At 54.9% G+C, this 20,252-nt stretch carries 9 protein-coding genes; 1 reads left to right on the plus strand and 8 read right to left on the minus strand.

The window, feature by feature from the left end; genetic code table 11:
- Positions 1-134 precede the first annotated feature (134 nt).
- Positions 135-1,346 (plus strand): pepsin/retropepsin-like aspartic protease family protein, encoded by a 1,212-nt coding sequence (locus HMPREF6485_RS02570; RefSeq protein WP_004344457.1) that lies wholly within the window; start codon positions 135-137, stop codon positions 1,344-1,346.
- Positions 1,347-1,877: 531 nt separating this feature from the next.
- Here HMPREF6485_RS02570 and HMPREF6485_RS02575 read toward each other — a convergent pair.
- From HMPREF6485_RS02575 to xyl3A, 8 genes are all read right to left on the minus strand, one after another.
- Complete coding sequence (locus HMPREF6485_RS02575) at positions 1,878-3,554, minus strand: endo-1,4-beta-xylanase (protein ID WP_004344459.1); 1,677 nt, start codon at positions 3,552-3,554, stop codon at positions 1,878-1,880.
- 12 nt (positions 3,555-3,566) lie between these two features.
- The gene (locus HMPREF6485_RS02580) at positions 3,567-4,673 is read right to left on the minus strand and encodes a DUF5627 domain-containing protein (protein WP_052296828.1); all 1,107 of its coding nucleotides are present in this window, start codon (positions 4,671-4,673) and stop codon (positions 3,567-3,569) included.
- A 273-nt stretch (positions 4,674-4,946) separates the two neighbouring features.
- A complete protein-coding gene (locus HMPREF6485_RS02585; RefSeq protein ID WP_004341404.1) occupies positions 4,947-6,737 on the minus strand; it encodes a RagB/SusD family nutrient uptake outer membrane protein in 1,791 nt (596 codons plus the stop codon).
- 11 nt (positions 6,738-6,748) lie between these two features.
- A complete protein-coding gene (locus HMPREF6485_RS02590) occupies positions 6,749-9,580 on the minus strand; it encodes a SusC/RagA family TonB-linked outer membrane protein (RefSeq protein WP_004344464.1) in 2,832 nt (943 codons plus the stop codon).
- Between the two features lie 104 nt (positions 9,581-9,684).
- Positions 9,685-11,580, minus strand: a complete 1,896-nt coding sequence (locus HMPREF6485_RS02595) for a RagB/SusD family nutrient uptake outer membrane protein (RefSeq protein WP_004344465.1) — start codon at positions 11,578-11,580, stop codon at positions 9,685-9,687.
- An 11-nt stretch (positions 11,581-11,591) separates the two neighbouring features.
- Positions 11,592-14,720 (minus strand): SusC/RagA family TonB-linked outer membrane protein, encoded by a 3,129-nt coding sequence (locus HMPREF6485_RS02600; RefSeq protein WP_004344467.1) that lies wholly within the window; start codon positions 14,718-14,720, stop codon positions 11,592-11,594.
- A gap of 108 nt (positions 14,721-14,828) precedes the next feature.
- On the minus strand, positions 14,829-16,850 hold the full coding sequence (locus HMPREF6485_RS02605) for a cellulase family glycosylhydrolase (protein WP_004344469.1): 2,022 nt from the start codon (positions 16,848-16,850) through the stop codon (positions 14,829-14,831).
- 584 nt (positions 16,851-17,434) lie between these two features.
- On the minus strand, positions 17,435-20,011 hold the full coding sequence (gene xyl3A / locus HMPREF6485_RS02610; RefSeq protein WP_004344472.1) for a xylan 1,4-beta-xylosidase: 2,577 nt from the start codon (positions 20,009-20,011) through the stop codon (positions 17,435-17,437).
- Between the last annotated feature and the right edge of the window lie 241 nt (positions 20,012-20,252).

Consider the following 20,252-nt stretch of genomic DNA (forward strand, 5'->3'; position numbering starts at 1 on the left):
AAAATCGGCTCAAGACGAACAGATATCCAAGAATAATATCGTATCTTTGAGCCGATAAACAGGATTAAACCCATCGGTAGAATTAAGCACGCACTAAACTAATTCCACCAACGGGTAAATTTCATAATACATCTATGATACGACTTTATTTACCCAGACTATCAACTCTCATAGTGGCCATTTGTGTCTCTTCCTGCCTATCTGCTTTTGGCAGAGCTAAAGAATTGGATCTGTTTACGGTTGAGAAAAGCAATTTCGTCGATACCATCCCTATTGAATATAGAAAAGGTCAAATACTTGTGCCTGTAAGCATTGACGGCAAGAAGTTTCGCTTTTGCTTGGATACGGGTACCAACTGCTTTGTTTTCAATGCAGACAGGGACATCCCGCATCGGCCTGCCGGAATCAAAGAAGTGGTCAGTGATGTTTCCAACCTATCCAAAGAACATGACCTCGCCAGAGTAGACAGCCTATATATGGGGAATATACTTATAAAAAACACAACCGGGCTGCTCTCCCAACAACCAATCTTCAGTTGCTACAATGACGGCCTGATTGGGTTCAACCTTATAGATAAAGGCTATACCATAAAGATTGACTTACAGACAAACTTACTGATAGTTACAGACAAAAGAAACTTTTTCAACCACGAAAAGGGTATTTGCTTCAAATATATAACCAAATCCGGGCAGCCATATTTTAAAACCAACATATCCGGAGGGGGTACGGTATATTCTTTATTTGACACCGGCAGGCCCACATTATTTGAAATGAACAAGAAAGAAGTATATGATTTTTTTGCCAAACGAAACAATTCCAAGGGCGATTCTGACTTTTTGAGCCAAGTGGTCTGGAGCGGTTATGGTGTATCTAAAATAGGCGCGAACGGCGTTACTCCCGCAGAAGAACATGTGTTTATGAATCTTAGGAACTTGAGCATAGGGAAACTGACACTATCCAATGTCAACATAGAAGTAAGAAACGGATTTTGTGCCTACGGCAGCAAAATCCTTGAATACGGCAGTTTGATTATCAACCCATACAATCACACGTTCACCTTCCAACCTTACAATAAATCAGACAGGATAAGCATAGACGGAAAAACCACGAATCTGTTGTTTGTGGTTGAAAACAACAAAACTGTTGTGGGATTGGTCAATCCACAAAGCGAAGCCTACATGAAAGGGGCAAGAGTCGGGGACGAATTGATTGAAATGGACAGTATGTCCATATCCGACTTTTGCACCTTCAGCGACATGGTGTGGAAAAACAAAGACAATCCATATTATTCGCTCAAACTACTTGACAAGTCAGGCCATATAAAGGAAATGACGATAAAGAGATAGGGGCCATAGATGAGCAAAAGAGAGTGGGCACATGATATAGCACGAACTATTAAAGATTGAGAAAAAGCCTTACATGGAGTTTTTTTTACGCCCATTTTTCCATCTCGTCCCATTCGTTTTATCTGCCAAATCCGCCCTATCAATTTTCTCACTTGGCCCAAACGACCTTGCAAAACAGCCACACTTGGAAGCTCACTCAGGCCGAATGACAATCCAAAAGAGGCCGTTTCATCGGATCAGTCAGGCCGAATCGCATTTCAAAACAGGCATGGGAAGCCCCCTTCAGGGGGTTGGGAGTCCTTAGATGGATTGGAAACTAAAAAAGGGAAACACTTGCGTGCTTCCCTTGCCAATGCAAAGATACGATGAAAACGGGGAAAATGCAAATCGGCGGCGAATAATATTGACAACACAAAAGACATCACCCCCACTCTCCCCAAAGGGCAAAAAGAAAGCCGCATCGTCGCGACGCAGCTTTCAAAGAAACCAAATGCTCATGAAATACTATTCATGATTATCGATAATTACGCTCTATTTTCCTGCCAAGCCATCGGCAAATCCTGCATAGGCCGGCTTACGATTGTAGTTGACATCCCACAGACCGATGGGCTCATCAGCCCGCCAGAAACTGCCGGCCGGACTGTCGGTCACGCCCCAGTTGGTGATGCCATACTGCTGGGCAGGAGGGATAATCTCAAGGTATTTCTCCACGATGAACTTATAGTAACCTGCCATCAACCGGTGTTGCTCGGCCGTCACATCGGCTGTGTGGACGGTATTCCCCTTGGCATCGGCAAGCCCCATGTCGAGTTCTGACAGGCGGATGAGCTTGCCCGTGGCTGCGAGCAACTTCAGATGGTTCACGTAGGCCTCCTCGTTGCGCTTCTGCGTCTCGGGATTCATGGAGTAGGTGACGTGCATCTGACTGCCTATACCGTCGATCTTGGTCACGCCGTCGCTCTCCCAATACTTCACCATATCGATGAGACCTTGACATTTGGCATTGCGGTTGTAGGCCGCTTCAAGGTTGTAGTCGTTGATAAAGAGCTTCAGGTCGTCACCGCCGTATTGGCGTGCCAACTTGATGACCACCCGGGCATAATCCTTGCCCAAGTAGTCTTGCCAATAGAAGTTTTTCTTGGGGTCGCCGTCACGCCCGGCCGTCTTGAGCTCTGAGGGCTTGCCGTCGCTCATAGGCTCGTTGACAACATCCCATGCCTTCACCCTGCCGTTGCAGGCCTCCATCATACTTTTTATCCAGTTGCCCATCGCGTAGGTGAGCGTGTCTTTGACCGTCTGCTCGGTAAACGATCCGCCGCCGGCCTGGTCGGCATCCTTTTCCCGCTTGTAGACGAAGTTCAGCCAACTTGCTTTCGTCCATGAGGAGATGTCCTCTTCGTCGAAACCACCGTTGGCCACGAGATTGGCAGTCGTCCCCTTGGCCGTGAGCGACACATCATCGATGTAAAGGTCGCCGCCAAACTTGCCGAAACAGAAGCGCAGACGGGTGATGGGAATGTTGGCCGTGAAGGTGAGCGAAGTCTCCGCCCACTCCTTGCCCGCCTTCAACGAAGGCAGATATTGGGTGTTGGTGCCGTCGCCCGGCCAGAAAGCCATCTCGCAGTCGCCACTGGCCTTGGCCCTCATCTTGATGGTATATTCGACGCCCTTCACCAACGGTGTCTTCAGGTCGTAATAGAGTTCCCAGTCCCAAGGATTGGCCTTAGGCTCCGAGGTTGTGGCATGGAGCAGATAGTTGGCCGCATTGGGGTCGGTGATGATGTTCTTGAGATAGACCATGTTTTGCTGCGAGTGCCAGCAGAGCGTGTGGCCATAGACCGACAGACCGGCCTCAGCGGCATTGTCGAGGAAGTCGGTGATGGTGGAGAAATCCATCGAGCCGTCGTTTTTCACCACGGAAGAATACTTGAAGGCATTGCCCGTCACCAGTTCCTCAAAGTTCTCCTTGTCGAGCACATAGCGCACGCCTTTCTTGTTGAATTCACCGGCCGAGGTGGCCCCTCCCATCTTAAAGACGGGATATTTGGCACGATCGACATAGCTTTTCAGCACACCGTAGGCGTTGAGCGAGTCGGTGAGATGCATCCCGGCCGGTTTTTCCACCTCGAATGCGGGTATATCGGTATCAGCGCAGGCAGCCAGCATCAGGGCTGTGGCGGCCATAAAAATGGTTTTGACTGTTTTCATGATTCAGTTCGGTTATTTGAGTTTATATGCAAAGTCCTCCCGACGGTTCTCGCGAGTCTTCATCACGAGGATATCCTTGCTCTTGAAAGTCTTGTAGCGCGGACGTCCATCGTCCGTGTAATGGTATGTCACGGTGTAGTCGAGCGAGATTTGGTCGTGATCGGCATTGTTCCATGCCTTCTTGGCTCCTTCAAACTCCCACTTGCCCGTGCCACTGCCCTCGCAACCGGGCGTAGCGACCCGCACGGTGCAGTTGTCTGAAGCATCAAAGGTAAGTTCAAGAGTGCATTTGAGCGTCTTCTTCTCCCTGACGGTCACCATCTTCTTCGCCTTGTCGTCATACTTCGTCGTGTCGACATCCACCTGTGTGGACAACTCGTAGGTAGACTTGTCCAGACCGACGGTGCGCAGATAGCGAGTCTCGTCTTTCTCGCGATATTGGTTGCCGCGAACCACGGTGGTCACCACCCCGTTAAGGTCTATCTCGTCGGTGCCGTGGCTGAGCCATGCTCCATGATACTTGTTCTTGTATTTCAACGCATAGAGCACATAGTCGTGGGGCACGACATCCCAGTCGGCGGCATTCAGCCGGTAGGGATTGGGCGAGGTGGGCTTGGCCTTGCCCACAAGGATGGAGTCCTGACTGCCCACTATGCGCATGGGTAGCACATAATGCACCCCGGTAGCTTTAGGATCGGCAAAGAAGGCGTCGGTGAGCTGCACCTCCACGCCACCCATCAACTGGCCGGCGGGAATGGTGATGGTGTGGGAGGCCAGCGTGTAATACTCCTGCGGCAGCGGAACAACGGGACTTCCGTCCTCAAACGTGATGCCGTCGCAGAGCGAGTTGTCCACGGCTATCTCCAACTTGCGGTCTTGCTTATTGGTCCACACACCGCCACAGGTGGCAAAGAGCTTGAACTTGTGCTGGTTGTCAAGTTCGTTAGGGTGCTCGTCTGTACCAAGCGTGATGGTGCGTATCGGGGTTTGATTGGCAAAGTACACCGTCTGGTATTTATAGTCGGCAAATTCTATATCGCCGTTTTCGCACGAGGTGGCTGCCAGAAGAAGCGTCGTGGCGAAAAGTGCGAGCACGGATTTCATCATATTCTGTTTCATGATCATTTGAAATGGTTGTTCAATCGTTTGTATTTTTTTAAGTTTCGCAAGCTCAACTTTAGAGTTAAAGGAGTTAAAGGGAGTTAGCACTCGCTTCGCTCGTTAGGAGTTAAGACAACAGCTTTATTGATTGACTGCTTCATTGTGTTAGGAAGAAAAGCCATTGCCTTTTTTCGCTTACGTTCAAGGCACTTCCCCCTTTTGCTCCTTTTTTCTACTATTGCTCAAGGACCTTCTCCTCTAACTCCTGCCGAACTTGCAGAAATTCAGAAACTACCAGCCCTTGTTCTGCTTGAGTTCGGAGAACTTAAGCGTCTCGGAATAAGGTATAGGACCGTAGAGCATATAGTCTTTGAAGCTGCGGGGCTCCACCTCGATGGGCGTGTAGACATAGGTGGTACCCGTTCCGGCCGTGATCTTCATGCCCGTGGCAGGCGAAGTGATATCGGCCTTCCAACGGCGGAGATCCCAGAAACGGAAGCCCTCGAAGCAGAGTTCGATGCGCCGCTCGTTGCGGATGAGCTCACGCATCTTCTCCTTGCTCTGCGCACACTCCTCCAAGTAGCCGTCGTCCGTGCCGCCGACGCCCGCACGATGACGAATGGCCTTGATTACATCGTAGGCACTGTAGGCATGAGAGCCCTTGCCCTTGGGACCGAAAGCCTCGTTGGCGGCCTCGGCATAGTTGAGGAATATCTCGGTGAAGCGTATGCGTGGGGTGTAGTGGTACTGCTGGCTCTTGTTGGCAGGATCGAGGTTGATGTCTTGCCGGAGGAGCTTGCGCAGGTAGTAGCCCGTACGGGTGGAAGAGCCGGTCTCCTTGTCGAGCGCGTCTTTCGTGGTGCCGTCGGCTGCTGTGTTGATCACGGAGTTGTTCACACCCACCTTCGAACCGTTGACCACCACATAGGCTGCCAATCTCGGGTCGCGCCCTTCATAGGGTGTAGCGGCATTGAACTTGCTCTTGTCATCGGTGATGGGATAGCCGTTGGCGGCCGGGAAAGCATCCACGAAGTTCTGCGTAGGATTGATGCGCCCTTTGCCATAGAGCGAAGGAGGATAGTTGTCGGACTCAAGCGTGTTGCTCTGGCTTTTCTCTCCGCGCCACAACACCTCTTTCGGGTTTGAACCGTTCTGCAATCCCTCTATCTCGTTCTTGTTGCAATACCATGTCCAGCCTGTGGGATCCATTCCGGAAACGCCCCCGATGCGGTCGAGCACCTGCGCTGCGTAGTCGGCTGCCTGTTGGTAGTCGGTGCCCGACTGGTCGCTGTAAGCCGGGCTGGCGGCCAAGAGGGCAGCCTTGCTGCGGAAAGCCTCAACGATGGAGCCGTCCATGCGGCCGTTGAACTTGACACCGAACACGCGGTTGTACCGGCTGACATCGGCCCCCAACGACTTGCAGGCCTCGGGGATTTGCGCCTCAGAAGTAATGTCTGTATATTTGGCGGGCAACAGTTCGAGAGCCTTCGCACAGTCGTCATAAATGGCTTTCATGCAGTCAGCGAACGTGTTGCGGGGCACGTTGAAATTGGAGGCGGAATTTTCCGGCTCAGTCACAATGGGCACACCAAGCAGATTGCCCTGCTCGTCGTAGCCGCCGTGGGCCTGCAACAGATAGTACATATACATGGCCCGCAGTCCGTAGGCCTCCCCTTTCTCACGGTTGCAATACATCTGCGAGGCTATCTTGTCGTCGGCCCAATGCACTTGGTCGGCCTTGCTCAAAAAGAGGTTGAGATACATGATGGCCGAACGGCAGTCACGCCAACGCTCGGCGGGATTGTTGTCGGAAGTCCATGCACCGGCCGTCAGGCGGCGGTAGCTGTTGCCGGCATCGTTGCTCACGGCATCGTCGGTAGCCACCTCGCTGAAAGGGAAGTCCCTGCAGGGGATGCGCGTATAGCCGTTCCCCAATACGCCTTCGGCATAGGAAGCGTCCTTGGTCATGTAGTCGATGCCGAGATTGTTCTCCAAAGCAGGCTCAAACATCTCGTCACACGAACTGAACGATGCGAGCGCCACTGCCGAAACCAGAAGGATTTTGATATTCTTTGTTTTCATGTCGATCGATTTTAGAAGTTGACTTTTACACCCAGATTGTAGGCACGGGTCTGCGGCGCACTGCCGACAGCCGTCTCCATATACTTGCGTTCCTTGGCGATGGTGAGCAGATTGCCGCCGCTCACATACACCGTGGCACCTTTGACAAACTTGCCTGAGAACAGACTGCCGGGCAAGTCGTAAGTGAGCTGAACCTTGTTCAGCCGCACGGCATCGGTGCTATAGGTCCAGAAGTCGGAGGTCACGAAATTGAGTTCTCCCCCTTCGGTGGTCAGACGGGGATAGGTGGCCGTGGCAGCTGTGGCCGGTGTCCAACGGCCCAGCACCATGTCAGAGTATTTACGGTCGCCATAAGCCCATGCGTAGGCATTGTTCTTAATGGCTGTTGCACCGAAGTTGCCGGTCATGTTGAGGAAGAGCGTGAAGCCTTTATACTTGGCCGTGAAGTGGAAACCGAGGTTGAAGTCGGGAGTCCAATGCCCCAAAACCACTGCATCCTTGCTGTCTATCTTGCCGTCGCCGTTCTGGTCTTTATACTTCAAATCACCGGGCTTGGTGTTGTTGTTCACCACGGCTACACCGTCGGCATAGCCGGTCACCTTGCCGTCGGCACCCCTTACGACATCTTCCTCACCGATGAAGCCGAGGCACTGATAGCCGCGAAGCGCGTCAATGCGGCCACCCTCGGCCTTCAACCAGTCATACTCTACGTTTTCGCTGACGCGGGTGTTCTTGGAGGAATAAAGCATTCCGGTAAACCCGGCCTGCAAGTCCACTTCGCCCACGCGTTTGTGGACATTCACGGTGAAGTCAAAACCGGTGCGCCGCTGATTGTTGTAGTTGATGTAGGGCAGGAATGTCGACTTGGGCCAGTAGGTCATGAAGTAACTCGGATAGGAAGTCGAGGGAGTGGTGAGCAGACCGTTGGTGGCTACACTGAAGTAGTTGGCCTCCAAGGTTATCAGCCCATCCCAAAGATTGGCATTGAGCCCCAGACGGAACTCTTTACGCTTAACGAAGGTCAAATCGTTGTTAGCCCCGCGCTGAGAGTCGGAGGTCTGCATGGAGTTGGCACTCTCGCTCCATCCCCACCATGTTCCGGTGGCAGTGAATATCTGGTCGTACATGTAGTAATTCTCAATATCGAGATCTTCGTTTACGATGCCGTAAGAAGCCGTGAGCTTCAGGTCTTTTATCCATTCCGCATCCTTCATGAAACGCTCCTTACCCAACCTCCAGGCCACGGAGAGTACGGGCGACACAGCTTCGCGATGGCCGGGGGCCAACTTCGGCGAATGGATAGCGGCCATGGAGAGGTCGGCGTAGTATTTATGCAGGTAGTTATAATTCATCTGCAAACCGAGATTGGCGTTGGTCACCTTGTGGTATTCGGTCGAGACGGTGCGTTGATAGCCGTGAGCCAGAAGCGAGGCAGCCACACCGTGATCACCGAATTGGCGGTCGTAGTCGAACTGGGCCGAATAGAGAATCGTCTGCCGGCTGGTAGAACCCTCGATGTTCTGAATGCCCGTGCGCTTGTCGGTGCCGTACTTCTTGAGGTCGATGATTTCGTCCTTACCGTTGACATTGCTCCACACCGGCTCGAAACAGGCATACTCATTCTTCAGATTGGTGGTGTAGGATGTGGCGTAGTCTACGGCAAACTGGGTCTTGAAACTCAAGCCTTTAAGCACGCTTGCCAAGTCCATCTTCACTCCGGCATCGAACTGTAGTTGGCGACTCGTGTAGGTGTGATAGCCTGCGGCATACATCGACGCGAAAGGATTGGTCTGCAAACTCTGCGTACCACCGATGAGATACTTGCCGTCGATGACATAGTTGCTGTTCTCTATCATGGTTTTCATCGAAGGCACAGACTTGTTGATATATTCAAGCGGGATCAGCGGTGTGAGCGGATACTGGCTGGTGGGGCGCAAAGTGGCAGACTGGCTCCAGAAGTCGGAGTTGTCGTTGCGCGCATCATAGAATGTGGCATTGGCATCCACCCATCCCGTGATCCAGTCGTTGAGCCGCAAATCCACATTGCCGCGAATGTTCAACCGCGTGGTGTGATTGTCCTTTCCCTCTCCAAACTTCATCAGGTCGTTCACGTTGTAGAGGCCTATGTTGGCATAGAAGTGCGCAAAACGGCCTCCGCCCTGAAACTCGGCGATGCCCTCATAACGTTGAAAACCCTTCTTCACATAGTCGGAAGAGAAGAAGTCGATGTTCGGATAGCGATAGGGATTCACACCTGAGGCATAGTTGTAGATGTCTTCGTCACTGTAGACAGGCGACTTGCCGTCGTTGGCCAGCGCTTCATTGTAGAGCGTCATATACTGGGGAGCACCCAGATATTTCGGATAGCGCTTCGGAGTGAAGAGCGTGGCATTGCCCCGCACGCTCACCTGAAGGCCGTCCACACGGCTGCGCTTGGTGGTGATGAGTACGGCCCCCTTGGCTGCACGGCTGCCATAAAGCACCACGGCACTGGCCGACTTGAGGAATGTGATCTGCTCTATCTCCGTGGGCAGCACGTTGTTGGCGTCGCGGGGCACACCGTCTACGACGACCAGCGCCTCGCCCATGTTCCACAGTTGACCGTTGTAACCGCCCACATAGGCCTGCATGTTGTCCAGACTGTAGGTGGAATAGTTCTTCCTCGTGAGGTCGGTCATGTCCACGGCAGACACTCCGCCCATCAAGTCGTCCTTGTCGACAGAGCGGAAAGCCACGTTCACCTTGGCCGAATCGGAGGCAAGTGCCTGTGCCTGCGTGGCTGTCGCAGAGCCCAACAAGCCGGCGACAAGCATGGTGTTTATATAAGTTTTCTTTATCTTCATGGTTTGAAATGTTATTCCATAATCTGATGTTTCTTTCTTTTGCTTCTTCCCTCCCGTCTGTCACCGTAAGTGGCAGAACGGAGAGGGACATTCATTCCCGACGTTTATTCCCAACCGGGATTCTGTTTGAACTCGATATAAAGCTGCGTGTCGCTCTTCTTCAAAGGCAGCCAATAGTGGCGGGCCGCAAAGTTGCGCTTGAGTATCAGCTTCTCCCTGAATCCGCTGACAGTGCTGTTCTTCGGGTCTTTCTCATCAAGCTGCACCCGGGTGAACTCCTGCGAGGTTTTTATATTATAAGGTGACTTGTCCAACAACAACCATCTGCGGAGGTCGTTGAAGCGGTGTCCCTCGTAGGAAAGTTCAACGGCGCGCTCGCGGCGAAGCTCGCCCATGAAGCCTTCCAGACTCCCGGCATACTTGGTGGCCACATCGGCCACTCCTGCACGCTTGCGTATCTTGTTCACGGCATCAAGGGCTGTAAGCGGACAGTTGGCTGCCTTGCCGGTCGCACTGCCGAAAGCCTCGGCGGCCGCCTCGGCATACATCAAATAGACATCGGCCAAGCGCATCCAGGGAAGGTGGATGTTGAAATGGTGGGAATAGCCATAACCCTGGTCTATCTTGTTGCAAGTCACGTCGATGAACTTATAGAGCAGATAGCCCGTGCGGCTGCCTTTATCCTCCGAACGGTAGGCCCCGCCGGTCTGCAAGTCGGCCGTCTTCAAAGAGGCGGGCTGCTTGCCAAGGTCGCCCTTGATGAGCCGGCAACCATCAAACTTGATGTCGTTGTAGAAACGGGGATCCCGGTCTTTCCACGGATGCGTGTTGTCAAAACCCGATTCGGCATCGGTGAGGGGCAGACCGTTGGCCATGCCGTAGTAATTCACGTAGTTGGCCGTGGGCAAAGTGAGCACACCGCCGTCGTTGAGGTCGGCGTTGCAGGCAAAGAACTGCTTACTCAACCCCCAGTTGGTATTGTTCCAGCCGTAGTCGGGGCCACGGAAGATGGCCTCTGTGATGGAGTTGTCTTTCGTCTGTCCGGCAATCTTGCCATTCTGGTCGATGGTGTAGAAGTTCTGCGAATACTCCTCGAAAGGCAGCAAGCCAAACTGTGTCTGTCCGCCTTCCACGGCGGCAAGCAGTTCGCCGAACGCTTCGGCAGCACGTTTACACAGTTCCTTGTTATAGTCGGCAGTGCCCCCGCTGTCGCGATTCATCAACGGACTGGCTGCAAAGAGCAGGTCTTTGCCCAGATAGCCCAGGGCGGCAGCCTTGGTCACACGCAGCTGGTTCTTGCCCAATGTGTTACGTCCGGCCACCGTCTGGTCCCAGTCCATGGGGAGCAGGTCGGCCGCCTTGCGGAAGTCTTCGGCCGCCTTTTCCGCACATTCCTGATAGGTGGGGCGCGGCAGGTTCAGCTTGTCGTCGGCCGAGAAGGCCTTGTCAATATAAGGCAGACCGCCGAAAAACTGCATCAGTTCGAAGTGGAACCATCCGCGGAAGAAGTAGAGCTGCCCGGCCAAGAGGTCTTTCTCCTCTTTCGTACCGGTAAACCTGTCAAGGTTGGCTATGCCCATGTTGGCCTTGCGGATGCCATACCAGCAGGCCGGCCACAAGCTGTGGCGGAAGCGGTCGCCCCCGGGCTGGAAGTCGTTGCGGTCCATCCAACCGCTCTGCCAGCCGTCGAAGCTGCTCTGCCAGCCCCAGAAATCGCCGTTGTCTATCTTGTAGACCATGTGATAGTTGATGCCCACGTTCTGTATTTCGTCTTCTCCCCAGTTCCACGAGTTGGTCCAATAACCCTTGTAGAATTCGGGAATGCAGTTGTAAAGCTCTTCGGTGAATCCCTGAAAGTTCTTGAAGTCTTTGTAGGCATCCACATCCGAGATGTCCGAGTCAGGCGACTTGTCGAGATAATCGGTGCAAGCTGTCAGACCAAAGCCCACCGCCAGCACACTGCAAGCCGCTACGATATATTTATTGAAATGCTGTTTCATTGTCCTTACTGTTACAAGTTGATTTTAAGACCCAAGTTAAAACGCTTCACCGTGGGGTAAGCCCCTTGCGAAGCCAGTCCCGTGCCGGCATAGTTGCTCTCGCGGTCGTCGGGCATACGGCTCCACACCCAGAGGTTGTTGCCATTGAGATAGAGCTTCACGCTCTGCAGCCCCATCTTGCTCACCCAGCCTTTAGTGAACGTATAGGCTACTTCCATGTTCTTCAGACGGATGAAACTGCCGTCGTAGTGGAAGCGCGAACCACTGTAATAGCTCGGCGTGGAGTTGATGCGTGGCATGGGAGCATCGGCGTTGGTATTGTCTTTTGTCCAGAACGAGCCTTCATCAAACACCGTGTCGAGATTCTTTCCCAGTGAGTTGAATCCCACATAGCGGTTCACGTTGCTCACGCCATACCACTGCATGAAGAAGCTCCAGCCCTTCCAGTCCCATCCGATGGTGGCATTGTAGGTGTTCTGCGGCGTGCCCGTGTAGCCATAAGGCACATTGTCGTTGGAGTCGATCACGCCGTCGCCGTTGTAGTCGGTGATGACATACTGGCCGGGAAGTTTCTGGTCGTCGTTGGTGTCGTGGCGGGTCATGCCGATAACCTCGTCCCAGGTGTTGGCGAAACCGGCCGACATATAGGAGTGGTCCTGCCCGATGGCAAATCCCTGCTGCTTCTGATAGTCGGGCTTCAACTGTGGGTCGTCGTAGGAGAGAATCTTGTTTTCGGCATGGGTCATGTTGAAGTTGCCCCAGAAGTGCATGCCGTTGGCAATGGTCTTGTTGACCCGGAGTTCCAGTTCATAGCCCGCCGTGCGCACCCGTCCGTAGTTCATCACTGGTGCCTTGGCTCCGAAATAGGAGGGAACGGCACGCCTGTCGCCGGGTATGAGAATGTCGGAACGCTTCTCATGGAAGAACTCAAGGCTTCCGGCCAGCAATCCGCCGAGGAACGAATAGTCCACGCCGAAATTCTGCTTCACGGCCTTCTCCCAATGCACATCGGAGTTGCCGATGCGTGCTTCTTTATACCATGTGTAAGGGCTGTTGTCTTCGTAAAGGCCGTTGTGGGCATTGCCTCCGTAGGCCCACTGGGTGGCATAGAGCCAACGCTCCCAGATATTGTCGTCGCCCACCTCACCGTAGGAGTATCGCAGCTTCAGCATATCCATAACCTTTTTTACCGGTGTGAACCACTTCTCCTCGCTCACAAGCCAACCGAGGGCTCCAGAATTAAAGAAAGCGAAGCGGTTGTCCTTGCTGAACTTCTCCGAACCGTTATAGGCACCGTTGTACTCGGCGAAGTATCGGCCGGCATAGTTGTAAGTGGCACGGAAAGCCCAGTCTTCGCGATAGTGGGTGAATTCGCTGCCCCGGGCGTTCTCCTGACGGTTGAACACGCCCATCGCCGTGATGTCGTGGTCGCCGAACTTGTTGCCCCAGAAGAGCTGCGCCTGATAGAACAGATTGCGCTGGGTGAGCCCGTTGTTCACATTGCCGCCCGCTGTCGTCCACTTGATGCCTTCCTGAAAGTCGAAGTTGGTGTTGCTTTCCTGCGGCTCCTTCCACACGGTGGCTCCCGTGTCGGGATTGATCCACTTGAACTGTGCCTTGTGATAGAGGTCGTTGATGCCTCGTCCGGCCTCCACAAACGTGTTGTCCCACGACACCAGCGCACTGGCCTTCAAGCCTTTCAGGAGGAAACCCAAGTCCTGCTCCAGCGTGAAGTCGGTATTGATGCGGGTGGTGGTGGTCTTCTCCACGCCCGAGATGGCCAGGTTCACAATGGAGTTGGGAGCGCCCTGCGAGTCGGCGGGGTAGTAACCCCACGTGCCATCGGAGTAACGGGGCACGAAAGCGTTGTGGGGCGCACTGTAAGCGGCCTGCCACAGCTGCGACTCGCCAAACGACCCCGTGGGCACGCCCCAAGGGCCCTGTTTCACGCCGTGGGAACCGAAGATGTTGGCCTTCAGCGTGGTGGTGTTGGTGAGCCGGAAGTCAAGGTTGGAGCGCACGTTGATGCGGTCGAACCCATAACCGGCCTTATAGCCGCGGTTGTTGTCCCACCGGCGGAACATGTCACCCTCGTGCAGAAAGTCGATCGAGGCGAAATATTTCACAAACTTCGTACCGCCGGAGATGTTCACATTGGGGTTGTAGGCCATGGCCGTCTTTCTGAACACCACATCCTGCCAGTCTACATCAGGATAGCGCTCGGCCTCTTCCAGATTGGCCGGGTTGCGGTATTTACCGATAATGTCCATCGGAGTCATCTTGAGCCACGACTCGGGCTTGAGGCCCAGTTCGTGAGCTGCGGCCTGGTTGCGGATGGTGAGGGCATCGGCACTGCTCATCGAACCGGGGAGCTTCGACACCGTTTTAAGCGTCATGTTCACTCCTATTTCTATCTTGGCCTTGCCTTCCTGTCCGCGTTTGGTGGTGATGAGAATCACGCCGTTGGCACCCTTCACACCATAGACGGCCGTGGCCGACGCGTCTTTCAGTACCGAGACGCTCTGCACCGAGGCTATGTCGATACTGCCCATGGGGCGTTCGATGCCGTCGACGAGCACGAGTGGGTCGCTACCGTTCCAGCTGCTCACACCGCGGATGATGATTTTCGGGTCTTCCTCGCCCGGCATACCGGTGGAAGACATGGTGACCACGCCCGGCAAGTTGCCCGTCAGAGCCGCACCGATGTTGTTCACACCGCCGGCTCGCTCGAGCGTCTTGCCCGTGGTCTGGGTGATGGAGCCCACTACACTGGCTTTCTTCTGCTGACCGTAGCCCACGACCACAGTTTCTTCGAGCATCTGGGCATCGCTCTTCATCGTGATGTTGAGATTAGTTCCGGCCGTGGCCTTCACCTCCTGCTGCAACATGCCCACGTAGGTCACGACAATCGTAATGTGGCGCTGGGGCGCCTGAAGCGTGAAGTTGCCGTCAAAATCGGTCACGGCAGCGACATGGGCATTGCCCTTCATGACGACCGTCGCACCGATGAGCGGCTCGCCACTTTCGTCGGTCACGTTTCCCTTGATCGCGAACGACTGCGCCCAGGCTGCCATCGATGACAGCACCAACAGCATCGCTGTCAGAGAAACGACTTGAAAAAGTCTGTTTGCTTGTTTCATTTTTACGTTATTAGGTTAAGATTGGTTTTTGCCATTTGATTTCCGTGCAAAGATATTTAATACTTTTTAAATTCAGATTGCAGTTTGTTTCATAGACTTTGCCATTTGTTACATTTTCACCTTTTTACCGTTCTTGATATAGATTCCGTGGGGCAAAAGGCCGCTGCGCCCGTCGGTGCGCACCTCCCGACCGTCGAGCGAGTAGATGCGGCCACCCGTCAGCTGCACGGCCTTGCCCACACTCCCGATGCCGGTGGGAGAGAGTCCGTCGTTGCTCAAATACACATCCTTGATGCTGACAGCCGCACTGCCGGTGGTCCAGAAGCCTGCTATATAAATATGTGAGGGGTCGCACTTCTGCGAGGTGCCGTCTTTCACCATCTTGTGCAGGTCTATCACCAAGCGCGTCTTGTCGCCGAAATCGTATTTGGCGGGCTTGCTCCAGTAGCTGCTCTCGTCAAACAGGCGGAACGAAGCACTGCACGCCTGCGCACGGTTGAGTTCCACCACAAGATATTTATAACCGGAAAGGTCGATTCCATCGCTATACTTCCATCCGCCGAAGCCCCACCGGCCCGTCTGCAAAGTGCCCGTGGCCTCATCGAAGGAGCCCTTCTCCCAAATGTCGGGATTGAACACGCCCGCCTTCAGGGGAAAAGTCTTCACGCTGACGGGGAAGGAGGTGGTGAGCCTGCGGCCGTCGGGAGTGGTATAAGCGGCCTCCACCGTGGCCTGTCCTTCGCTCACGCCGGCCATACTCCAGCGGTTCACCGCCACAGCCGGTGACGATGAGACAAATGTGGCATTGCCCGAAACATTCTCCACCATGCCGTTCTCGTAGGTGGCCAGCAGGTTGACGGGACAGCGCGACGAGGGCATGAGCGTGTAGCCGGCCCGTTCGGGAGCGATGCTCACCACCCTGCCCTGCTCCAGTGTGCGCCCGTAGGGCTGCGTGGAGGGATATTCCGTCTTGACATAGTCCTGATACCAATGGTAGGCGGGCCACACACAGGCCTCGGGGTCGTTGACCACCGTCTTGTCGGCCTCGCCCGTGGCCGGCACACCATCGTAGCGGGCCAAGATGTCAGGCCCGGTGAAGATGAGCCAACTGATGTTGCCGTCTCGGTCTACGATGTCCTTGAAGTTGGCTCCGAAGCCGGTGCCGCCCACCGTGCCCGTGGTCGACTTGCCCCAAGAAGCATCATACTTCACCGGAGCCCAGTCCATCTCGGTCACGATGACCGGAGCAATGGCCGAGATGGGGCCTATCTGTCTCTGCCATCCGGCCTTGAACTTCTCGTAGTCCACCTTCACTTCCTTGCTGCCGTCGTGCGCACCGTTGTACCATCCGGGATAGCAGTGCACGGCATAGCCCACGTTGTCTCCCCTTACGGGATAGTCGGCAAAACCGGCATAGTGCGACTGGTAGCCCAAGCCGGGTATGAGCACGATGTTGCCGCAGTGGGCCCGCACGGCATCCACCACAGGCTGGATATACTCCGTCATCTCCCGGTCGCCGGCCACCCTGCCGTCGGCATGGACAATGCGCACCGGTTCGTTGGCCAGTTCGAACATCACACAGGGGTTGTCTTTCAGGGCGGGATGCCCGGCCACATAACTCCACACCTTGATGAGATACTGCTGGTAGGCATCGCCCACCCTTATCTCTTGGGGGCACACGCCCGGCGGGCGCATCACTACATACATGCCCTTGCCCACGATATACTGCGTCATGGGCACAAACACCTCGTCGAGATATTTCTTGAAGCGTTCGAAACTGAAAGCCGAAATGTCGCTCTCGCCCTGATGGGGCACACCGGGCGTGTTGCTCCAATAGGGGTCCAAATGCAGGCGCACGAAATCCATCTTCCATCCGGCGGCGATGATTTTGTCTATCAGCCCTTTGTTGTAGGCCAGACAAGCCTGCACGTCGTAGTTGTCCCATTTCGTGCCCCGCTCGTTAAACCACGGACTGTAGGTTTGTGCAAATCCGTGCAGGTTGACGATGTTGCCAGAGGGGTCTTTAAAGTAACGCCCGTCCACATGCAGACGGGGCGGAGCTCCACCCTCCCACGCCATCATCAGAGAGGTGGAGAGCATCAGGAGCAAAGAAGTAAACATTCGTTTCATGGTCACTGTTGGTTGATTGAATTACAAAGATACTACAATCAGGCTACATTTCCTTTGCCCTGCGTCTCATATACTTTGCGGAGAGTTGCAAAATATCGTCCTGCAGTAGGGGCAGGAAGGTGGTAGGTGATGGGTGGTAGGTGTTAATGGAGTGTCTAAAGCCCCCTAATTTAGGGGGCTGAACAAGGGATAAAGCCATATATAGCATCAACTATTAAAGATTTCGAAAAAGCCTTACACGCGATTTTCCCACGCCCATTTCTCCCTTCAATCTCATCCGCCTTATCCGCCCAATCCGTCCCATCAATTTTCCCGCCAAGCCCAAACGACCTTGCAAAACGGCCACACTTGGAAGCTCACTCGGGCCGGATGACAACCTCAAAGAGGCCCTTTTGCAAAGCCATTCGGGCCGAACGATCTTCCATAGCAGGGATGAAAAGCCCCCTTCAGGGGGTTGGGGGGCTGTTGGTGGATTGGAAACTAAAAAAGGGAAGCACCGGCGTGCTTCCCTTGCTCATGCAAAGATAATACATTTAATGCCTTTTTGCAAACACAAAGTCAATAGTTTTGACATATCAAACCTCTCATTCAACCACACTCACCGTCAGCGTTTGCAGGTCTTTGGGGCGCGAACTGTTGCCATACATCAGTTCGTAGTCGCCGGGAAGGGTGCGCATGGTGTTGGTGCTTTCGTCGAAACATTCAAAACTCTTGCGACTGAGCGGAATTTCGACAGTGGTGCTCTCGCCGGCCTTCAAGGCCACCCGACGGAAGGCGCGGAGCGACTTCAGCGGGCCGTTGGTATCGGCCACCCGGCGGATGTAGACCTGCACCACTTCCTCGCCGGGACGAGTGCCGGTGTTGGTGAGCGGAACGGAGAGCCGATAACCGCCTTCGGCTGCCTCGGCACGGGCCCGCCCGAAGCGGAAAGTGGTGTAGCTCAAGCCGTAACCGAAGGCAAAGAGCGGGTCGGAGAAGTAGCGGTAGGTGCGGCCACGCATGGAGTAATCCTCATAATCGGGCAACTGGTCGGTGCGCTTGTAGAATGTCACGGGGAGCTTGCCCGAAGGGTTGACAGTTCCGAAGAGCACGTCGGACACAGCCGTGCCCCCCTCCTGTCCGGCATACCAGGCCTGCAAAATGGCATCGCAAGTCTCCATTTCGGGCTCGAGGGCAATGGCCGAGCCCGAACAGTTGACGAAGACAACCGTCTTGCCGGCCTCGTGGAGGGCACGCAGGAAGTCGCGCTGCACCTTGGGCAATTCGATGTTGGTGCGGTCTCCACCCTTGAAGCCGTCGATGTCGACAGGCATCTCCTCGCCCTCAAGAGCGGCGGAGATACCGCCCACGAACACCACCTTGCGGATGCCTTGAAGCTTGCGGATGATGGCCTGATAGTCGATGGGATGCTCGGTGCCGATGTTGATCTTGAGATTGGCACCCCACGTCTTGACAAAAGCAAATCGCACCTCGATGCGATACTCCTCACCGGCCTTCACCTGAAGGGGCGTGCGGGTGGGCGTGGTGCGCCATGTGTGGTGCTTCACCTGCTCCTTGCCGTTCACGTAGAGGCTGAAGTCACCGCATCCCTCCACGTTGACCACCACCTCGCCCGAGGTCTTCGGCGTGTACACGGTCTCGTATTTGGCCGAGAAGTCTTCCACGTTCACACCCGGAGCGAAGTTGTGCATACCGGCTGTGGTGACAGCCACGGGAGCCGTGTAGAACTGTGTGGCGACGGGGCGGCCCTGCATCCCGGTATTGTTCCAGAACGTACCGCGCAGGCCCTTCCGCCCGTCGATGGCGCATTGGGGCAGCAGCGAGTTGACGGTCTTGGTGTCGGTGAGGTCGCACCCTTTGAGATAGGTCACGCGCGTGTGGCGGGCCTTGATGCCGTCGAGGATGGTGACGGTGCGGTTGGGCGTACCGTTGTAGTTGCCCCACATCATGGGTCCGTCGTCGGCATTGGGCCCGATGACGGTGATGGGATCCCCACCGGCCTTGAGGGGGAGCACCCCTCCCTTGTTCTGGAGGAGCACCAGACTCTGCCGGGCCATGTCGAGTGCCAGTTGGCGGTGGGCCTTGGAATCCATCACCGAGGCAGGTATCTTCGACCACTCCACCAGCTTCGGGTCGTCCATCTCGCCGAGGTCGAAGCGTCCTTCAAGCAGCCGGAGCACATGCTTGTCCACTTCGGCCTCGGTGATGAGTCCGCGGCGCACGGCTTCGGGAATCGTCTTGTAGGCATAGCCAAAGCCGCACTCCACATCGGTGCCGGCCACAGCGGCCTTGGCGGCGGCATGCACGGCATCGGAAGAGGTCTTGTGGTTGGCATAGATATCGGTCACGGCACCGCAGTCGCTCACCACCAGATAGTTGAAGCCCCACTCGTCGCGCAAGATTTGCTGCAACAAGCGGTTGTTGCTGCAACAAGGGTCGTCGTCGAGCCGCTGGTAGGCACACATCACTTCGCGCACCTTGGCCTCCGTGACCAGCGTCTTGAAAGCCGGCAGATAGGTTTCCCACAGGTCGCGGGGTGACACATCGGCGACATTGGCCGTGTGGCGGGTGTACTCCGGCCCGCTGTGTACGGCATAGTGTTTGGCGCAGGCCCATAGTTTACGATACTTCGCCGTCTCGGGGCCTTGCAGACCGCGCACCACGGCCGTGCCCATCACGGAGGTGAGATAGGGGTCTTCACCGTAGGTCTCCTGCCCGCGCCCCCACCGCGGGTCGCGGAAGATGTTGACATTGGGCGTCCATACCGAGAGGCTGTGAAACTTCTCGTCTTCACCGCCATTGAGCATACGGCGGTTGTACTGGGCGCGCATCTCGTCGCTGGCGGCATCGAACACGCGGCGGAGCAGGCCGTCGTTGAACGAGGCGGCCATGCCCACGGGCTCTGGAAACACCGTCACGCCGCCCATGTTGGCCGCTCCGTGGAGCGCTTCGCTCCACCAGAAAAACTTCTTGATGCCCAACCGGGGGATGGCGGGCGACTCGTCGAGCATGAGCCGGGCTTTCTCTTCGAGGGTGAGCCGGGACAAAAGGTCTCGGGCACGTTCACGGGCCGAGAGGGCGGGATTGCAATAGGGCAACAACTGGGCGGTCGCAGAGAGCGACAGGCCCAGAGAAAAGAGGATGGATAGGAGTTTTTTCATGTTGTTGTGATTGATGAGTTAGTATCTGAAGGCCACCTGTACACACGGTCGGTTCCGCATTCCTGACGGCCGGTTTTTCCTGCACTTTATTCCTCGCAAAAATAAGAAAAAAACGGCAATTCCACCTTGCGATATGTCTCACAAACTTCTCGTTTGGTTTCATGTTTCCACTATTTCGAGGCTATAACTTCCGACTACAACTTTAAGGGGAGACCGTAAGGTGAAAGATTATGACCCCAAC

The sequence above is a fragment of the Segatella buccae ATCC 33574 genome (assembly GCF_000184945.1).
Taxonomy (GTDB): domain Bacteria; phylum Bacteroidota; class Bacteroidia; order Bacteroidales; family Bacteroidaceae; genus Prevotella; species Prevotella buccae.

Bases quoted from the DNA above. Each gene is read 5' to 3' on its own strand.
- HMPREF6485_RS02570 (WP_004344457.1), top strand. From the start codon at position 135: ATGATACGACTTTATTTACCCAGACTATCAACTCTCATAGTGGCCATT.
- HMPREF6485_RS02575 (WP_004344459.1), bottom strand. From the start codon at position 3,554: ATGAAAACAGTCAAAACCATTTTTATGGCCGCCACAGCCCTGATGCTG.
- HMPREF6485_RS02580 (WP_052296828.1), bottom strand. From the start codon at position 4,673: ATGAAACAGAATATGATGAAATCCGTGCTCGCACTTTTCGCCACGACG.
- HMPREF6485_RS02585 (WP_004341404.1), bottom strand. From the start codon at position 6,737: ATGAAAACAAAGAATATCAAAATCCTTCTGGTTTCGGCAGTGGCGCTC.
- HMPREF6485_RS02590 (WP_004344464.1), bottom strand. From the start codon at position 9,580: ATGAAGATAAAGAAAACTTATATAAACACCATGCTTGTCGCCGGCTTG.
- HMPREF6485_RS02595 (WP_004344465.1), bottom strand. From the start codon at position 11,580: ATGAAACAGCATTTCAATAAATATATCGTAGCGGCTTGCAGTGTGCTG.
- HMPREF6485_RS02600 (WP_004344467.1), bottom strand. From the start codon at position 14,720: ATGAAACAAGCAAACAGACTTTTTCAAGTCGTTTCTCTGACAGCGATG.
- HMPREF6485_RS02605 (WP_004344469.1), bottom strand. From the start codon at position 16,850: ATGAAACGAATGTTTACTTCTTTGCTCCTGATGCTCTCCACCTCTCTG.
- xyl3A (WP_004344472.1), bottom strand. From the start codon at position 20,011: ATGAAAAAACTCCTATCCATCCTCTTTTCTCTGGGCCTGTCGCTCTCT.